Here is a 14,624-nt window from a genome sequence, read left to right on the forward strand (position 1 = left end):
GCCTATGCAGCCAAATGCCAGGCGCACTGTCCTCTTCGAGGGGCACCGCTTCCGGTGCCCTTGCCGTCAGGAAACGGTTACGGAACTCAATCCGTACAGATGTCCTGAAACGAGAATCACCAAACAGGCCGCTGTGTGGATTCCATCGCTGCTCGCCCAGGGATTTACGACTATCGGAGTGCAGAAGATAACAGGCATCCATTGAAACACGATTCGCCAAGCTGAAGGAAAAGCGAATCGACGGTCTGGCAAACCATGCCAAATGCCCTATTGACACAGGCTGATTGGGAGGATACCACAAGATTAAAACTGCCGAACACGCATATGGGTACAAGAACGACCGGTACTTTTTTACCTTGATTCGGTACCGGTCTTTACCTACGTATGATTTGGCATCCCACAAAAATACGTGAAGTACCTATTTTTTTAATTGTTTTTTTTACAGGAATTGATGAAGGTTTGGAACAATTTCAGTTGTTCAGGCGCATCAAACATCATTTCTGGATGCCATTGGACCCCAACGATGAACGAGGCGCCGCCTGTAATTTCAATGCCTTCTACGGCCTGATCTTCTGCAAGGGCCGTGATGGTGACGTTCTTGCCTGGTTCGCAGACCCCTTGGTGATGAAAACTATTGGTACGGATCTTATCCCCGAAAATTGTATGGAGAAGGGAACCTGAAGAAAAAAGTGTTTCATGGGAGGGATAATTTTTGGGAGCCATATCTCCCATATAGCGGTGTGTCAAATGAGCTTCTTGACCTAGATCTTGATAGACAGTTCCTCCCATTGCGACGTTCATGATCTGTATGCCGCGGCAGATTCCAAGCATGGGAAGCTTGTGTTCATAGCCATAATGGAATATTGTAAGGTCATATTCATCCCGTTCGGGTACAATCCGCCCACAATACGGCATGGGACGCGCACCATACCGGAGCGGATCGATGTCATGCCCCCCGCTGATAAGGATTCCGTCGACTTTTTCGAGGAGGGCAATAATATTCTTTTTTTCCCTGCAATAGGGGATGATGGTGGGAATCCCACCCGCTTTTTCAATGGTGTAGATATAGTCCGCTGCTAGGAATTCCCAATCTTGGCCAGGAAGTCCTAGGCCAGGAACGCCGATGACGGTATCCCTGGGATCATAGTTACAAGTAATTCCAATAATTGGTTTCATTTTGATACCTTCCTTTCATGGTCTGTCATTGTTTATTCTCAGAAGATTGGTTTTGATGAAAACTGCGTTCCATAGCTTCCCATTTAGGCCATTTCATGTGTTCCCATTTTTCGGGATCGGCGAAGTACTCTTTGGATGCCTTTACGACATGCTGATGGCATAAAAGAATACAGACCATATTGATGGTTGTCATCAGGGCCGTTCCAAAATCTACATAATTGATCATCGTTTCAATGCCCATCATGCCGCCAATAAAGGTCATAAATAAGAGAACCCAGCGGCCATACGTCTTTCCTTTTTGACCAATCAGTTTGACGAGGGATACACAGGAAAATTCAATTTGCGCGCAAGCCGTGGTAAAAGTAAACAGAAGCAATGCAATTGATACAATCCACGAACCAGCCGTTCCAATGGCAGAGGAAAAAGCGGCCGCCGTCATCGTGGAGGCGGTTACACCGGGACTTGTCCAGATGCCAGTGCATAAAATCGCAAAACAGGTGAGATTACAGACAACCAAGGTATCAAAAAAGGCTTCAAAGACTCCCCACATGCCTTGCTGAACGGGATGGTTCACAGCTGCAACGGTATGGACCATTGTCGTGTAACCGGTTCCTGCGTCATTGGAATAGACTCCACGGCAGATGCCCCATCTGATACAGGCAGCCAGCGTAGCGCCTGCAAACCCTCCTACTGCGGCTTTTCCTGTAAAGGCATAACGAAAAATGGAGTAAAAAGCATGAGGAAAGTTTTCGATATTCAGTAAGATAACAAGGAGCGCACCCCCAACATACAGGATACTCATGAAAGGCACGATTTTTTCACTGACTGCCAGAAGATTGCGCATTCCACCAACAACCACGGCAATGCAGAAAAGGGTGAGAATGAGGGCTGAAAGGGTACGATTGGCTCCTAAGGCGACTAAGTGATCGACTCCTGATCCAATTTGGGCAGAAGCTGCGAAAAATAGGGCAAACAGGCAGAGAATCGTATATAGTTCTCCTGTCCACTTCCATCCGGTGGCGTTTCCTAAATAATACTGGGGCCCTCCCACCCAATTGCCTTTTTGGTCAATTTCGCGGTAGAGCATGGCCGTTGTTACTTCCGTGTATTTTACGGCGCATGCAGCAAGGCCGGCAATCCAGAGCCAAAAAACACTGCCCGGTCCTCCAAAAGCAATTGCCATGGCGGTCCCCACAATGTTCCCCGCTCCCAGGGTTGAAGCGAGTGCACCACTGGCCGCTTGCCATCCGCTGAATTGACCGTCGGAACCTTCACTTTTCGTGAATGATTTTCCAATGGTGTGTGTCAGAATAAATGGCAATTTCCGATAAGGGAGCATGTTCAGTCTTACGGCAAGAAAGCACCCGCCGCCGACAAGAAGAATCAGCATGGGAATCCCCCATATCCAATTGGTAAAGGTCAAAATAGCCTCCAACAATGCGTTCATGAATGAGCCTCCTTTTTTTATCAGGCTGTCGACATCCTATCTATTACTATCGTAGGGGATGGATGAGGCTTGATGTCAATTACAGAATTATCTAAAATCAAGAAAAAGATGGAGTTGACTCCACCTTTTTTCGAAGAAACTATGCAAAAAAAGCAGGGGCCTGATACAATAATTACTGAAACGGAAGATATGGAAAACCTTACGGGAGGAATCAGTATGAAAATAGGTGATTTTTCACGTTCTGTCGGCGTGAGTGTCGATACCATCCGCTATTATATTTCCTTGGGCTTATTGATTCCTAACAGCCAAGGTGCGCAGCTGTCTTTTGGTATACGAGAACAAAATGATATGGAAATAATCTTAAAAATGAAGCACCTCTATTTCTCCCTTCATGAAATCCATGAATATTTGGATATCCATAGAATGAATAATATGGTGGAGGAAGAGAGCTTAACAGATGTCAAGCGACTCCTTGCAGGTAAATTGGAAGAACTCAAGAAAAAGAGAGCAGAGCTGCAGTTTGCTGAAAATGAAATTGCAGATTTGTTGGGGAAAATTGGAAAGCCCGACTGCGAAAAACTCAGGACAGGGGCTCCTCTTTTCTCTTTGTCCTTGCTTTCATGTCCTCATTGCGGCCGATCCTTTACCTTGACAGATGCTGTTCTCGATCATCGTTATATCTATCAGGGAAGACTGCAATGTGCCTGTGGCTGTGAAATGCAGATCCAGGAGGGAATCATCCAAACGGGGAATGTGTACAAAGGTGATTATGATCGACCTGATCTCCAGCGGAGAATCTATTATGATATCAATGAGAATCTCGCCACTCATCTGCAAAAATGCTCCGATTATATTGTTTCAAGGATGAAAGGCCGGGCCATTAAAGGAAAGGTTGTATTAGAGGGCCATATCAACGGGTACTTTTTTCTATACACGAATCTCAAGGCTCTTGATCCAGATTGTCTGTACATCTTGATTGACAAATATCCGGAAGTATTGAAAATGTACAAATCCAATTTGGAGCAGCTTCATTTGGAACGAAATATCCTTTATATTGCCGATGCAAGTACCACGCCGCCACTAAAAAAAGGAAGTGTCGACCTATTGATCAGTTTTACAGGAGACAATGAACACAGTTTGTATTTCCGTTCTTCCTATATTGCTGATTGTGAACCTTATTTGAGCCCTTCTGCCCATGTATTGGGAGCAAAGCTGGAATATGATTCACGAGCCCTTAGTTTGAAGCGGCTTCGTCAAAGCTATCCGGAAGGAAATGGAAACGGCTATTGTCGGGGCATGACCTGCAATGCTTATGAAAAACTGGGGTTTCGATGGCAGGAACAAGCCATTGGAGAGATGGAAGTCATCCGGAAAAAATTCGCCTATCGTAATCATGTGGATGGGGAAAAATTACAGATTAGTTGTTTTCATGCATCCAGGGATCCATCTTTTAAAAAGTGAATCATTAGGATTGCTCATTTTCCCTAAATAAAAAGGATCGTTGGAAAAATGTCCAACGATCCTTTTTATTTAGGGATCCAATTTCTTTTTGCCGTGAAGTGTCCGAGCCTTTTCAAGGGGAAGATTATAATTAGGTGATGCGATATCAAGGGAAGAGTCACTTTCTGGCGCGTTTTCGATACCAAGAAGTGTCACCATAAAATTATAGAGAAGGTCATTGGTCCACCAGCAGTCCTTATGGGATTGAAGAACCTGCCATAAAAGAGGCCTCTCTTTTCGGCTTTCCGATGAAAGATGGACAACAAAAGGAATATGGGTCATGATGGGTTCATATTGAGTGGCGTTGTGACCGATGCCTTTACGGCTGTCCTCACCATGGTCGGAGAAGTAGACTAGGCCACGAAAATCTTGCATTTTCTTTAATTTAACATAGAGTTGTTTCAGGAACTGGTCCGTATAAAGGATGGTGTTGTCATAGGTATCGATATGATTGTTGCCCCCAGAAAAATAGGTTTCATTTTTTGGATATCGATCTTCATAAGAAGCATGGCTCCCCATCACGTGAAAAACAATAAGAGTAGGATGAGCGCTATCGACAATCGGTACATGATCCAACAGGGCCTTGTCATAATAAGTGGAACCCACTCCTTTTCCCGCACGGCCATTGATAAACACTTGGTGATCTGCTGTTCCGGCCATTTCTGATGTGGGTGTGTCCCATGCTCCATATTTTCGCTGGTTGCTGATCCAATAGGTCTCATATCCTGCTTTTTTAGCTATTTCAATCAAGGAATATGCTTTTTGTAAAGGAATATTGTTGTATTGATTCTTTTGACTTAACGCATAGGTGAGAACGGGGACGGTATGCGTATGATTGGAAAATGCTTTAGAAAAAAGCAGGGTTCCTGGGTCTTTTTTGAAGCTTTCCAGAAATGGTGTTGTATGGCGTTTGTATCCATAGCTTTCCATATGATCCCTTGTGGCTGACTCACCAATGACAAGGACATAGAGGCCTTTTGCTTTAGGTGAAACAGAAAGGCCTTTCAATTGTTCTAGGCGGTCAAGCCGTTCATTACGTGATTTCTCGTAATGACTGTAGTCAGCAAGAATTTCTTTTGTCTCTTTCATGGCTACAAAAAAGGAGTAACTTTTTGCTTTTACGGGAAAGATGATAAGGCATAAAGTAAGAAATACGATTAGTTTAACAGGAAAGTCGGGCCTCTTTTTTGAAAGAACCTGTTGCCGGAGTTTTAAGAGATCATGGCCTAAGGCACCGAGCAGAGAAAAAAGGAGAAGGCTTCCGACCAGAGCTGCGGAAGGAAGACTCTTGATATAAGCTAAGGCTTCTTCCTCATTTGTTTGAAAGAGTGTCAGCATAATATCTGAAGAAAGTGCCTTCCCACCGCTGATCAAAAGATAAACCAATGTGGGCAAGGGAAAAACAATTGCGGATATGAATAAGAATCTGGAAATGCAAGTGATTATTTTCTTGTAGGATGTATGCTCTGCAAGACATTCCAAAAGAAGACTTCCTCCATAGCCAAAAAGAACCAGACCGGAGGCAAGGACGGCGTCACGAGGAAAAAGAGTGCTTTGGGGGTTCTGCGAAAGCACAAGGATTGGACTTTCATAGAGAAGGAAAAGGACGGTCCAACTTTTTAGAAAGGCTGTAGAAAAGTTCATCATATACCCTAGCAAGGCAAAGAAAAGCGATTCAAAAAGGACTAACTTATAGGATTGAGAAAGAGGCTGCCCGAGAAAATATTCAAAAAGAAAGAATAAAATAGCATAAGAAGAAAAAGCAAGCAGGAAATGATTCTGGGATTGGGAGAAATGAATTTGAAAAGAACGCACGGCTAGACCTCCATCTTGGTTATAAATTCATGCAATAATAAGATAAAACTAGAAAAAATTGTAATAAATATAACGCCTTATATCATACAACTTTTTTTGCTTTTAGTGGGGAGATAAAATGGACAGAAATAGATATTAGGCAAAAAAGGGCGACTTTTCCAGATAAAAGGGCGGAAAAAGGGATGGAAAATGAGATGCCGCTTATGTTTTCCTTAAAATATGGTATAATGCGGCGTATGAGCATGAAACTGAAGGAGTGATTTTCATGAGCAAAAAAATTCGAATTGGTCTTGTGAGCAGGACTTTGACCTTACGGGACGAGGTACCTACTTACCAAAAGGCACCCTACGTGCCACGGGATATTGTGACCATTCTGGGTGAACTGGGCGCGCTTCCCATTGTTTTTCCCGATGTGGAAGGCGCTAGTGGAAAGGATTATGTGGACCTTGCCGACGCACTTTTTCTTCCCGGCGGACAGGATGTGGACCCGACCCTTTTTGGAGAAGAACCGACGTGGAAAGTGGGCGGTGCGGATTACAAGATGGACCGCTTTGAAATCGATCTCATTCGGGCCTTTTATGAGGCAGGAAAACCCATTTTTGGCATTTGCCGCGGCATCCAGGTCCTCAATATTGCCCTTGGCGGTACGGTTTATCAAGATCTTCAGGCTGACTGCCCCAGTGCTTACATCGGCCACAGCCAAAAAGCCTACGGGGCCTATCCCGTCCACCATGTAAATGTCAAGAAAGGCAGCTTGCTCCATGCGGCCCTGGGGGATACGGCCTATGTAAACTCTCGGCATCATCAGGCCTTGAAGGATGTAGCCAAGGGTCTTGTTGTTACGGCTATGGCACCGGATGGTGTCATTGAGGGCATAGAATCAGCAGGCAGTGACCAAGTTGCTGCCGTACAGTGGCATCCGGAGAATATGTGGCGCGAGCATCCGGAAATGCGGGCTCTTTTCGAACAGTTCATTGCACGCGTTGAGAAAAGCGTGCAAAAATAAGAGAAACACAAAGATTGAGCGGGAAAATCGGTTGACACACCCCGTCCCATAGCATATAATTGTATGAGCTGTCAAATGATTTTTTGATCGATCTTGGCAAATCACCTTTGAAGTAAGGAGGGTTAATAGATGAAGAGAACGTTCCAACCTAACAACACGAGAAGAAAAAGAACTCATGGCTTCAGAGAAAGAATGAAGACTTTGGGTGGAAAACAAGTCTTGAAAAGAAGACGTGCGAAGGGCAGAAAGAGATTATCTGCATAAACTATGAGATGGGCCGCCTTTCGCGGCCTATTTTACTCTATGAGGCAGGTGCCAATCGCTTTGGAACAAGAACAAATGCCCAGAAAAAACACCTATACGCAGGCTCATCGGGTCAAGGCCCATGAGGATTTCCAAAAGATCCATGACAAGGGTCAATCCGTTGTGGATGGCTATGGCGTTTTTTATTTTCTGCCTTCTCCTCATGACCATTCCCAGCTGGGAACAGCCGTAGGGAAGAAACTGGGAAATGCGGTCTTGCGCAACAAGATCAAACGGCGGATGAGGGAAACCTTTCGTCAGCACCAGTACCGCCTTAAAAAGCCCGTTTCCATCGTCTGGGTAGCCAGACGTCGGTTGGCTCATGCACCCTTTGCTATGTATGAGACTGTGTTTTTGCGTCTGGCAAAGAAAGCCGGACTGTTATAGATCCGGAGAGGCCTATGAAAACGATCGCAATCTTCCTGATTCGTTTTTATCAGATTTGCATTTCCCCTCTTCTTGCGCCTCGCTGCAGGTTCTATCCTACGTGCTCCCAATATGCGCTGGAAGCGGTGAAAAAGTATGGTTTTCTGAAAGGAACCTATCTGGCTACGAAAAGAATACTGAAATGTCATCCCTTCCATAAGGGCGGGTATGACCCGGTACCCTGACCGCAGCAGGAGAAAAGGAGAAAAAACTTGGAATTCTTAAGTTCGTTTGTGCAGCAGGTGGTTTCTGCCATCTATGAAGCAACCCGCATGATTGGAGAGCCGAGTTACGGGCTTGCCATCATCATCATGACCATCCTCATCAAATTGCTCCTCTACCCTTTGACGAAGCGTCAAATCGCCTCAACAAAGGCTATGAGTCGCATCCAGCCTCGTATGAAGGAACTTCAGATGCGTTATCGCGATGATAAGATGAAGCTCAATGAAGAGCTGTCCAAGCTGTACAAGAAAGAAGGGGTCAATCCCCTGGCTGGATGCCTTCCCCTTGTCATCCAGATGCCAATCATGATTGGCATTTTCTACGGAATCCGTGATTTTAACTATGAAGGGCCGAGCAGCTTCCTTTGGATGCAGAGTATCGGTCAGCCCGATCCGTATTATATCCTTCCTATCCTGTCTGCTTTGACGACCTATATCCAATCTCGGCAGAGCATGCCGCCGTCCGATAATCCGACGGGGAAGGTCATGCTTTATTTCATGCCCTTGTTCATTGGCTATATCAGCTTGAAATTCCCGGCTGGTCTGGTTCTCTACTGGGTCGTGATGAACCTCATGCAGATTGGTCAGCAGTTCTTTATGGACCGGGCCGATAAGAAAGCCTAAAAGAGTAGACAATGCCAAGCGGCAAGGAGGCATGGATATGAATCGCATTGAAAAGACGGGGCGTACCGTGGACGATGCTGTCCAGGCTGCCCTCAAGGAACTCGGCGTAAGCCGTGAAGATGTCCTCATTGAGGTCCTGGAAGAAGGCAAGGATGCCCTTTTTGGACTCATCAAGCGGGACGCCAAAGTACGGGTTACTGTAAAGGAAGCGGAAAAGGCTGCGGCACCGGACTCTTTTGAAGAACAACTAGAAACGGTCCCGGAAACGCCGGAAGGACCTGCTCCGAAAGAGGAACCTGAAGTCACCGAAGCGCCTGTTTCTTCTGATGCTGAGGAAGAACGGAAAGCCGCTGCCCAAGATGCCAAGACCTTTCTGGAAACCCTTTTCAAGGCCATGGGGATGGATCTCATCATCGAAAAGTTCATCAATCGCAAGGATGGTGAAATTGAACTGAAACTCCATGGGGATGGGCTGGGTGTCCTTATTGGCAAGCATGGCCAAACGCTGGACAGTTTGCAATATTTGACAAACCTTGCAGCCAATAAAGGAAAGAAAGAATGGCACCGCATTGTCCTTGATGCCGAAAACTACCGGAAACGCCGCCGGGATACATTGGAAAAACTGGCTCACAACCTTGCCCATCGCGTCAAGCGGACGGGCCGCAAGGCGCTTCTTGAACCGATGAATCCTTATGAACGGAAGATCGTTCATGAGGCCCTGCAAAACGAGCCCGGGATCGTGACCTACAGTGAAGGCGAAGAACCTTACCGTAAAGTCGTCATCGACCTCAAATAAATCACACTTGAACGTTACGTGCTCCGGACCCTTGTTCGGAGCTTTTTTTTGGAGGAATCATGGAAGATACAATCAGTGCCATTGCGACCGCCCTGGGCGTTGGCGCCGTGGGCATCATCCGCGTCAGCGGACCGGAAAGTCTCCGTCTCGTCAATCGGATTTTTCGGGCAAAAGAACCCCTTTCCTCTTCCCGTCCCCGTTATCTGCAGTATGGTCATATCCATGACGGGAAGGGTGTCGATGTGGATGAGGTCCTGGCAGTCTATATGCCGGGCCCCCATTCCTACACGGGAGAAGACGTGGTGGAAATCCAGTGCCATGGCGGACGGGAAGCGCTGAAAGAAATCCTGCGGCTGACCTTTAGCGAAGGGGCAAGACCAGCAGAACCTGGAGAATTTACAAAACGGGCTTTTCTCAATGGCCGTCTTGACCTTACGGAAGCAGAAGCGGTCATGGATATCATCAATGCCAAGAGCCGCCGTGCCCTTGTTGCAGCCGGAAGAGGCCATAAAGGGGCCCTGTCCCGTTCCATCAGGGAAATCCGCGGCCGCCTGCGGGATTTGGTGGTCCATCTGGAAGCCATCATCGACTATCCGGAAGATGATATTGAAGACGTGACCTATGACGAAACCGAAGGTGTGCTGCAGCAGTGCTATGATGCAGTCATGCAGCTGCGCAAGAAAGGAGAGACGGGGCAGATCCTTCGCGAGGGCCTGCGGATAGCCATTGTGGGCCGCCCCAATGTTGGCAAATCAAGTCTCCTGAATCGCCTGCTCCAGACGGACCGGGCCATCGTTTCCAATATCCCCGGCACGACGCGGGACATCATTGAAGAGCAGATGACCCTTGACGGGATCCCCTTAGTACTGACCGATACGGCAGGTCTGCGGGATACAGAAGACTATGTGGAGCAGATTGGTGTAAAACGCAGCCGCGCCATTTTGGAAGACGCGGAACTGGTCCTTGTCGTCTTGGACAGCGCAAGTCCCCTCACGGACGAAGACCGGAAACTCCTTGCAGCGGTCAAGAACCGTCCCCATCTGGTGCTCCTCAATAAAAGTGACCTTGCACCGGCCCTTTCGCGGGAGGAAGTGGAAGCTCTTTCGGGCGGCGACGTCCTTTCTCTTTCCGTTAAAGATGGTGCTGGAATGGATCAGGTTGGAATCCATCTCCGTCATTTTGTCATGGGCGAAGGATCCGATGCCGAAATGGGACTGATGACCCAAAATGCCCGTCAGGGAATGCTGCTTGAACAGGCAGCCCATCATCTTGCAGAGACGCTTCGCGATGCGCGGGCCCATCTCCCCTACGACTGCCTCACGATTGACCTGACCCAGGTTCTTCATGAGCTGGGCGAAATTACGGGTGATGATGTGCCTGAGGAAATCATCAATGAGATCTTTGCACAGTTCTGCGTCGGAAAATAGGACGCGGTAGAGGAGGATAAAAAGTAGCATGATCGTTGTGGATCATTATGATGTTGTTGTCGTAGGTGCGGGCCATGCTGGCTGCGAAGCAGCCCTAGCGGCAGCTCGGATGGGAAAAAAGACCCTCCTTGCGACCCTTTCCATGGATAATATTGCCCTCATGCCCTGCAATCCGTCTGTAGGGGGACCGGCCAAAGGCCATTTGGTGAGGGAAATCGATGCCTTGGGTGGGCAAATGGGGATTGCGGCTGATGAAGCCTGCATCCAGATGCGCATGCTCAATACAGGCAAGGGTTATGCTGTCCAGGCGCTCCGGGCCCAGGCAGATAAGCCGCTCTACCATACCATTATGAAGGAAGTCGTGGAAAACACAGAAAACCTCGACGTCAAGCAGCTCATGATCGATGAGCTCCTTGTTCGCGGCGGTGCTGTAGAAGGTATCGTTGCTGAAACAGGGGAAGTCTTTGAAGCTCCCTGCGTCATCCTTGCCACAGGGACCTATTTAAGGGGGCGTATCCTATATGGGGAAGTTGCCTATATGGCAGGCCCTAATGGGCAGCGTTCAGCCATGAAACTGACCGATTCCCTCGTGAAAGCCGGGCTTACGCTCATGCGCTTCAAGACAGGTACACCGGCTCGTGTGGACCGTCGGACCATTGATTTTTCGCGGACCGAGCCGCAGTACGGTGATGAAGCGGTGCGGAATTTCTCCTTTATCAGCCCTATTACGGAACGTCAGCAGGTTCCTTGTTACTTGACCTATACCAACCCCCGGACCCATCAGATCATTCGAGACAACCTTGACCGGAGCTGCATGTTCAACGGAACCATCGAAGGTGTAGGCCCTCGCTACTGCCCGAGCATTGAAGCAAAAATCGTCCGTTTTGCCGATAAGAGCCGTCATCAGCTTTTTTTGGAACCGGAAGGGCTCAGGACCAATGAAATCTATGTCCAGGGCATGAGCTCCTCTCTCCCCGCCGAAATCCAGGTTGCTTTCATGCAGACCATTCCGGGTCTGGAGCACTGCAAGATGATGCGGGCTGGATATGCGATTGAGTATGACTGCCTCGATCCCCTGCAGCTTACGGCAAGCCTCGAACATAAAGCCATCAAGGGGCTCTTTAGCTGCGGGCAGGCAAACGGCACGAGTGGCTACGAAGAAGCAGCGGCCCAGGGCCTTATGGCAGGCATCAACGCCGCCTTGAAGCTTGATCACCGGCCGCCTTTCATTTTGGGACGGAGCGATGCCTATATTGGTGTCCTCATTGATGACCTCGTGACGAAAGGAACGACGGAACCGTACCGCATGATGACAAGCCGTGCCGAGTACCGCCTGCTTCTGCGGCAGGATAATGCCGATCTGCGCCTGACGCAGAAAGGCCGCAATGTGGGCCTTGTCAAGGACGACCGCTATACTGCCTTTACGAAGAAACGGGACGAAATCGAACGGGCACTTTTTGCCCTTTCGAAAAAGAACTTGGCCCCGTCGGAAGAAAATCAGCAAAAGATTATGGCTATGGGCTCCGTGCCCTTAAAGAGCTCCATCAACATGATGGAACTTTTGCGCCGTCCGGAAATTACCTACGAAAAGCTCCAGCAAGCCTTTGACCTCGAACCCCTCTCCCCCGTTGCTGCAGAGGAAGTGGACGTAGAAGTCAAGTACAAGGGCTATATCGATAAGCAGAAACAGGAAGTCATGCGGGCCATGAAGCTCGAAAACCGCCTGCTCCCGGACGATATCGACTATAGTGCCCTCCATGAACTATCTTCGGAGGCAGCGGAAAAACTGGAAAAGCAGCGGCCCCTTTCCATTGGTCAGGCCAGCCGTATTTCCGGTGTTTCCCCTGCTGATATCAGCGTCCTTATGGTCTATTTGGAATCGCGGAGACGCAAAGGAGAAGAAGCATGACCTATTTGGAGACCTTGAAGCAAAGTGCCGAAGCAATTGGCCTGACCCTTTCTGACGAAGCGCTCCGGCGTTTTGAAATCTATAAGGATGAACTCCTGGAGACAAATCGCTTCCTTAACCTGACAGCCATTATAGACCCGGAAGAAGTGGCGGTAAAGCATATGGTTGATTCCCTGACTGTCTATAACGAAAAGCGCTTCCATAATCGGACGATTGCCGATGTGGGAACGGGAGCGGGATTTCCAGGACTGCCTCTGAAGATCTACGATCCGACTATGCGTCTCACCCTCATCGATTCCTTGGCAAAGCGCCTTGCCTTCCTTGAGAAGGTGGCAAAGGACATGGGCCTTGGCCAGATTCGCTGTCACCATGCGCGAGCCGAAGAAGCGGGGCGGGACCCGAAGCTGCGCGAGAAATTTGATGTTGTCGTTGCCCGGGCTGTAGCGCCTATGCCCGTCCTTGCGGAATACTGCCTGCCCCTTGTGCGGGTTGGCGGCGTCTTCTACGCCATGAAGGGCAGCAAGGGCATGGAAGAAGCAGAAGAAGGCCGTCAGGCCATTTCCATCTTGGGCGGAAAGATTGTTGATATTCGCCATCTGACCCTGCCCGGCCTTGACGATAAGCGTTATATCATTACCATTGAAAAAATCCGTCCTACGGGCGAGCAGTATCCCAGACGGCCGGGTATTGCGACTAAGCGTCCACTTGCTGTGAAACCTAAATAATAAAATAGAAGATACCTTAACTGTGGACTGGACCGGAATGACTTCGGACCCAGTCCTTTTTTACTCTATCATACTGATTTATTTCTAAATTTCCCTTGAAATCGGGCTTTTAAGGAATGAGTACTAAAAAAATCCCCCATAATCATATCCTGCCATGATACAATGCGATAAATAGGGAAGGAGGATATGCAAGTTTGAAAGACAGGATGAGAGAAAGGTTGGTGAGCGTGCAAGAGACGCCGCATAATGGACAAAAAACATAAGCTTTGTCGATTCATTGGGGCCAAGATCCGCTATTACCGGATGCTGCGGGCTGTCGTGCATAACGGATTCGGTCAGGCAGACCTGGGGAGTTTGGCCCATCTTCATCCGGATACGATTTCCCGGATTGAGCGGGGAACCTATCATGACAGCATCCCTCTGTCAACGCTCATGGATATTTCCGATGCTTTGGGCATTGATGTATCGGAACTGATGACACTGACGGAAACGGAAAAAAAACTTCTTCATTGGGAAAAGGAGAACGAAGCATAAAGAATTTTAGTGGGATCCCTTGCCAGCGCGTCGATGGGAACGGCCATTGCCGGCCTCAACGATGCGGCGGCAACCAATGCCATCCTTGCTGCTGGCGGAACGGCTGACCTCGGCAGGATTGTTGCGGCTTCTGCTCTTCTTGTAGCGGACGTTTTCATGGAAAATAAGGCTGATGAAGCGATAGATGATGCCCGAAGCTTCCTCGCCGAGTCGCGGAAATTGCTAGAAGTGTGCGAGAGCCGTATTGCATTTCTTGAAACCATTGAGACGCGGGCCCAGCAGATCTGAGATATCATGGGAAAACTCGAAGTTCATTTTGAAATGGGCGGCATCAGAAATGAAACTTATCATCCGACGAGAAGGGGCGGATTGGCGGATGGATGGAGGCGAGGAAAAAAAGACTGTCGGAAAGGCAACTCTACTTGATAAGACGTTGAAAATCCTCATTGATATGCCCCTCCTTCGCGAAAACGGGACGTTGACGGAAGAATCAGGGAAAGCCATCATCAAGATTGAAGGAAATCATGCCCTTTTCCTGCAGTAAATTTAGCCTTTTCTTTGAACGTGTGGACACCATCTCTGAAGGAGCCACCCTGGATTGCAGCAATGGCGTGTTCCGCCATTATGATGAAAAGACTCATTTGTGTCTCATTCATAAAAAGCGGTTCTTTGTCAAATTTTGGGGTGCTAAAGTGTCTATGCACTCCTGGAGAGG

Annotated in this window: 18 protein-coding genes; 14 read left to right on the forward strand and 4 right to left on the reverse strand. The window is 48.2% G+C overall.

The window, feature by feature from the left end:
• Positions 1-4: 4 nt before the first annotated feature.
• The gene (locus DW817_RS10560; protein ID WP_131219498.1) at positions 5-205 is read left to right on the forward strand and encodes a hypothetical protein; all 201 of its coding nucleotides are present in this window, start codon (positions 5-7) and stop codon (positions 203-205) included.
• A gap of 221 nt (positions 206-426) precedes the next feature.
• Here DW817_RS10560 and DW817_RS09745 read toward each other — a convergent pair whose 3' ends face one another.
• Together DW817_RS09745 and DW817_RS09750 are read right to left on the reverse strand one after the other, a co-directional pair.
• Positions 427-1,176 (reverse strand): gamma-glutamyl-gamma-aminobutyrate hydrolase family protein, encoded by a 750-nt coding sequence (locus DW817_RS09745; RefSeq protein WP_021736712.1) that lies wholly within the window; start codon positions 1,174-1,176, stop codon positions 427-429.
• Positions 1,177-1,201: 25 nt separating this feature from the next.
• Positions 1,202-2,623: a sodium:alanine symporter family protein gene (locus tag DW817_RS09750; protein WP_021736719.1), complete on the reverse strand. Its 1,422-nt coding sequence runs from the start codon at positions 2,621-2,623 to the stop codon at positions 1,202-1,204.
• A 216-nt stretch (positions 2,624-2,839) separates the two neighbouring features.
• On the opposite strand from DW817_RS09750, the gene DW817_RS09755 reads away from it, so the two are divergent.
• A complete protein-coding gene (locus DW817_RS09755; RefSeq protein ID WP_227077600.1) occupies positions 2,840-4,084 on the forward strand; it encodes a MerR family DNA-binding protein in 1,245 nt (414 codons plus the stop codon).
• A gap of 69 nt (positions 4,085-4,153) precedes the next feature.
• On the opposite strand, the gene DW817_RS09760 is transcribed toward DW817_RS09755, so the two are convergent.
• Positions 4,154-5,605, reverse strand: a complete 1,452-nt coding sequence (locus DW817_RS09760; RefSeq protein WP_231368216.1) for a phosphoethanolamine transferase — start codon at positions 5,603-5,605, stop codon at positions 4,154-4,156.
• Positions 5,606-6,203: 598 nt separating this feature from the next.
• Here DW817_RS09760 and DW817_RS09765 point away from each other — a divergent pair.
• From DW817_RS09765 to DW817_RS09820, 12 genes are all read left to right on the forward strand, one after another.
• Entirely contained in the window at positions 6,204-6,944 is a 741-nt protein-coding gene (locus tag DW817_RS09765) for a gamma-glutamyl-gamma-aminobutyrate hydrolase family protein (protein ID WP_021736717.1), read from the forward strand.
• Positions 6,945-7,073: 129 nt separating this feature from the next.
• The gene (rpmH, locus tag DW817_RS09770; RefSeq protein WP_009014998.1) at positions 7,074-7,208 is read left to right on the forward strand and encodes a 50S ribosomal protein L34; all 135 of its coding nucleotides are present in this window, start codon (positions 7,074-7,076) and stop codon (positions 7,206-7,208) included.
• 75 nt (positions 7,209-7,283) lie between these two features.
• Entirely contained in the window at positions 7,284-7,634 is a 351-nt protein-coding gene (gene rnpA / locus DW817_RS09775) for a ribonuclease P protein component (RefSeq protein WP_014129192.1), read from the forward strand.
• A gap of 14 nt (positions 7,635-7,648) precedes the next feature.
• Positions 7,649-7,858, forward strand: a complete 210-nt coding sequence (gene yidD / locus DW817_RS09780) for a membrane protein insertion efficiency factor YidD (protein ID WP_021736708.1) — start codon at positions 7,649-7,651, stop codon at positions 7,856-7,858.
• Between the two features lie 27 nt (positions 7,859-7,885).
• Entirely contained in the window at positions 7,886-8,518 is a 633-nt protein-coding gene (locus tag DW817_RS09785; protein WP_009015001.1) for a YidC/Oxa1 family membrane protein insertase, read from the forward strand.
• Positions 8,519-8,555: 37 nt separating this feature from the next.
• The gene (gene jag / locus DW817_RS09790; protein ID WP_016459865.1) at positions 8,556-9,314 is read left to right on the forward strand and encodes an RNA-binding cell elongation regulator Jag/EloR; all 759 of its coding nucleotides are present in this window, start codon (positions 8,556-8,558) and stop codon (positions 9,312-9,314) included.
• A 59-nt stretch (positions 9,315-9,373) separates the two neighbouring features.
• On the forward strand, positions 9,374-10,741 hold the full coding sequence (mnmE, locus tag DW817_RS09795) for a tRNA uridine-5-carboxymethylaminomethyl(34) synthesis GTPase MnmE (RefSeq protein WP_009015003.1): 1,368 nt from the start codon (positions 9,374-9,376) through the stop codon (positions 10,739-10,741).
• Positions 10,742-10,769: 28 nt separating this feature from the next.
• Positions 10,770-12,650, forward strand: a complete 1,881-nt coding sequence (mnmG, locus tag DW817_RS09800) for a tRNA uridine-5-carboxymethylaminomethyl(34) synthesis enzyme MnmG (RefSeq protein WP_009015004.1) — start codon at positions 10,770-10,772, stop codon at positions 12,648-12,650.
• Entirely contained in the window at positions 12,647-13,375 is a 729-nt protein-coding gene (gene rsmG, locus DW817_RS09805) for a 16S rRNA (guanine(527)-N(7))-methyltransferase RsmG (protein ID WP_120112321.1), read from the forward strand. The genes mnmG and rsmG overlap by 4 nt, the downstream gene beginning before the upstream one ends.
• Positions 13,376-13,621: 246 nt before the next feature.
• Positions 13,622-13,909, forward strand: a complete 288-nt coding sequence (locus DW817_RS09810) for a helix-turn-helix domain-containing protein (protein ID WP_120112325.1) — start codon at positions 13,622-13,624, stop codon at positions 13,907-13,909.
• 9 nt (positions 13,910-13,918) lie between these two features.
• Positions 13,919-14,197, forward strand: a complete 279-nt coding sequence (locus DW817_RS09815) for a hypothetical protein (protein ID WP_021736714.1) — start codon at positions 13,919-13,921, stop codon at positions 14,195-14,197.
• 49 nt (positions 14,198-14,246) lie between these two features.
• Positions 14,247-14,453, forward strand: coding sequence for a hypothetical protein (locus DW817_RS09820; RefSeq protein ID WP_016459866.1), 207 nt, complete (start codon positions 14,247-14,249; stop codon positions 14,451-14,453).
• Here DW817_RS09820 and DW817_RS10715 read toward each other — a convergent pair.
• A partial coding sequence (locus DW817_RS10715) for a hypothetical protein (protein ID WP_207802120.1) occupies positions 14,416-14,624 on the reverse strand: 209 nt, incomplete at its 5' end. The two genes, DW817_RS09820 and DW817_RS10715, sit on opposite strands and share 38 nt — an antisense overlap.

The organism is Acidaminococcus sp. AM33-14BH (assembly GCF_003603525.1).
GTDB lineage: Bacteria > Bacillota > Negativicutes > Acidaminococcales > Acidaminococcaceae > Acidaminococcus > Acidaminococcus intestini.

Coding starts and splice junctions, on each gene's coding strand:
- DW817_RS10560 (WP_131219498.1), top strand. CDS start 5: ATGCAGCCAAATGCCAGGCGCACTGTCCTCTTCGAGGGGCACCGCTTC.
- DW817_RS09745 (WP_021736712.1), bottom strand. CDS start 1,176: ATGAAACCAATTATTGGAATTACTTGTAACTATGATCCCAGGGATACC.
- DW817_RS09750 (WP_021736719.1), bottom strand. CDS start 2,623: ATGAACGCATTGTTGGAGGCTATTTTGACCTTTACCAATTGGATATGG.
- DW817_RS09755 (WP_227077600.1), top strand. CDS start 2,840: ATGAAAATAGGTGATTTTTCACGTTCTGTCGGCGTGAGTGTCGATACC.
- DW817_RS09765 (WP_021736717.1), top strand. CDS start 6,204: ATGAGCAAAAAAATTCGAATTGGTCTTGTGAGCAGGACTTTGACCTTA.
- rpmH (WP_009014998.1), top strand. CDS start 7,074: ATGAAGAGAACGTTCCAACCTAACAACACGAGAAGAAAAAGAACTCAT.
- rnpA (WP_014129192.1), top strand. CDS start 7,284: ATGCCCAGAAAAAACACCTATACGCAGGCTCATCGGGTCAAGGCCCAT.
- yidD (WP_021736708.1), top strand. CDS start 7,649: ATGAAAACGATCGCAATCTTCCTGATTCGTTTTTATCAGATTTGCATT.
- jag (WP_016459865.1), top strand. CDS start 8,556: ATGAATCGCATTGAAAAGACGGGGCGTACCGTGGACGATGCTGTCCAG.
- mnmE (WP_009015003.1), top strand. CDS start 9,374: ATGGAAGATACAATCAGTGCCATTGCGACCGCCCTGGGCGTTGGCGCC.
- mnmG (WP_009015004.1), top strand. CDS start 10,770: ATGATCGTTGTGGATCATTATGATGTTGTTGTCGTAGGTGCGGGCCAT.
- rsmG (WP_120112321.1), top strand. CDS start 12,647: ATGACCTATTTGGAGACCTTGAAGCAAAGTGCCGAAGCAATTGGCCTG.
- DW817_RS09810 (WP_120112325.1), top strand. CDS start 13,622: ATGGACAAAAAACATAAGCTTTGTCGATTCATTGGGGCCAAGATCCGC.
- DW817_RS09820 (WP_016459866.1), top strand. CDS start 14,247: ATGAAACTTATCATCCGACGAGAAGGGGCGGATTGGCGGATGGATGGA.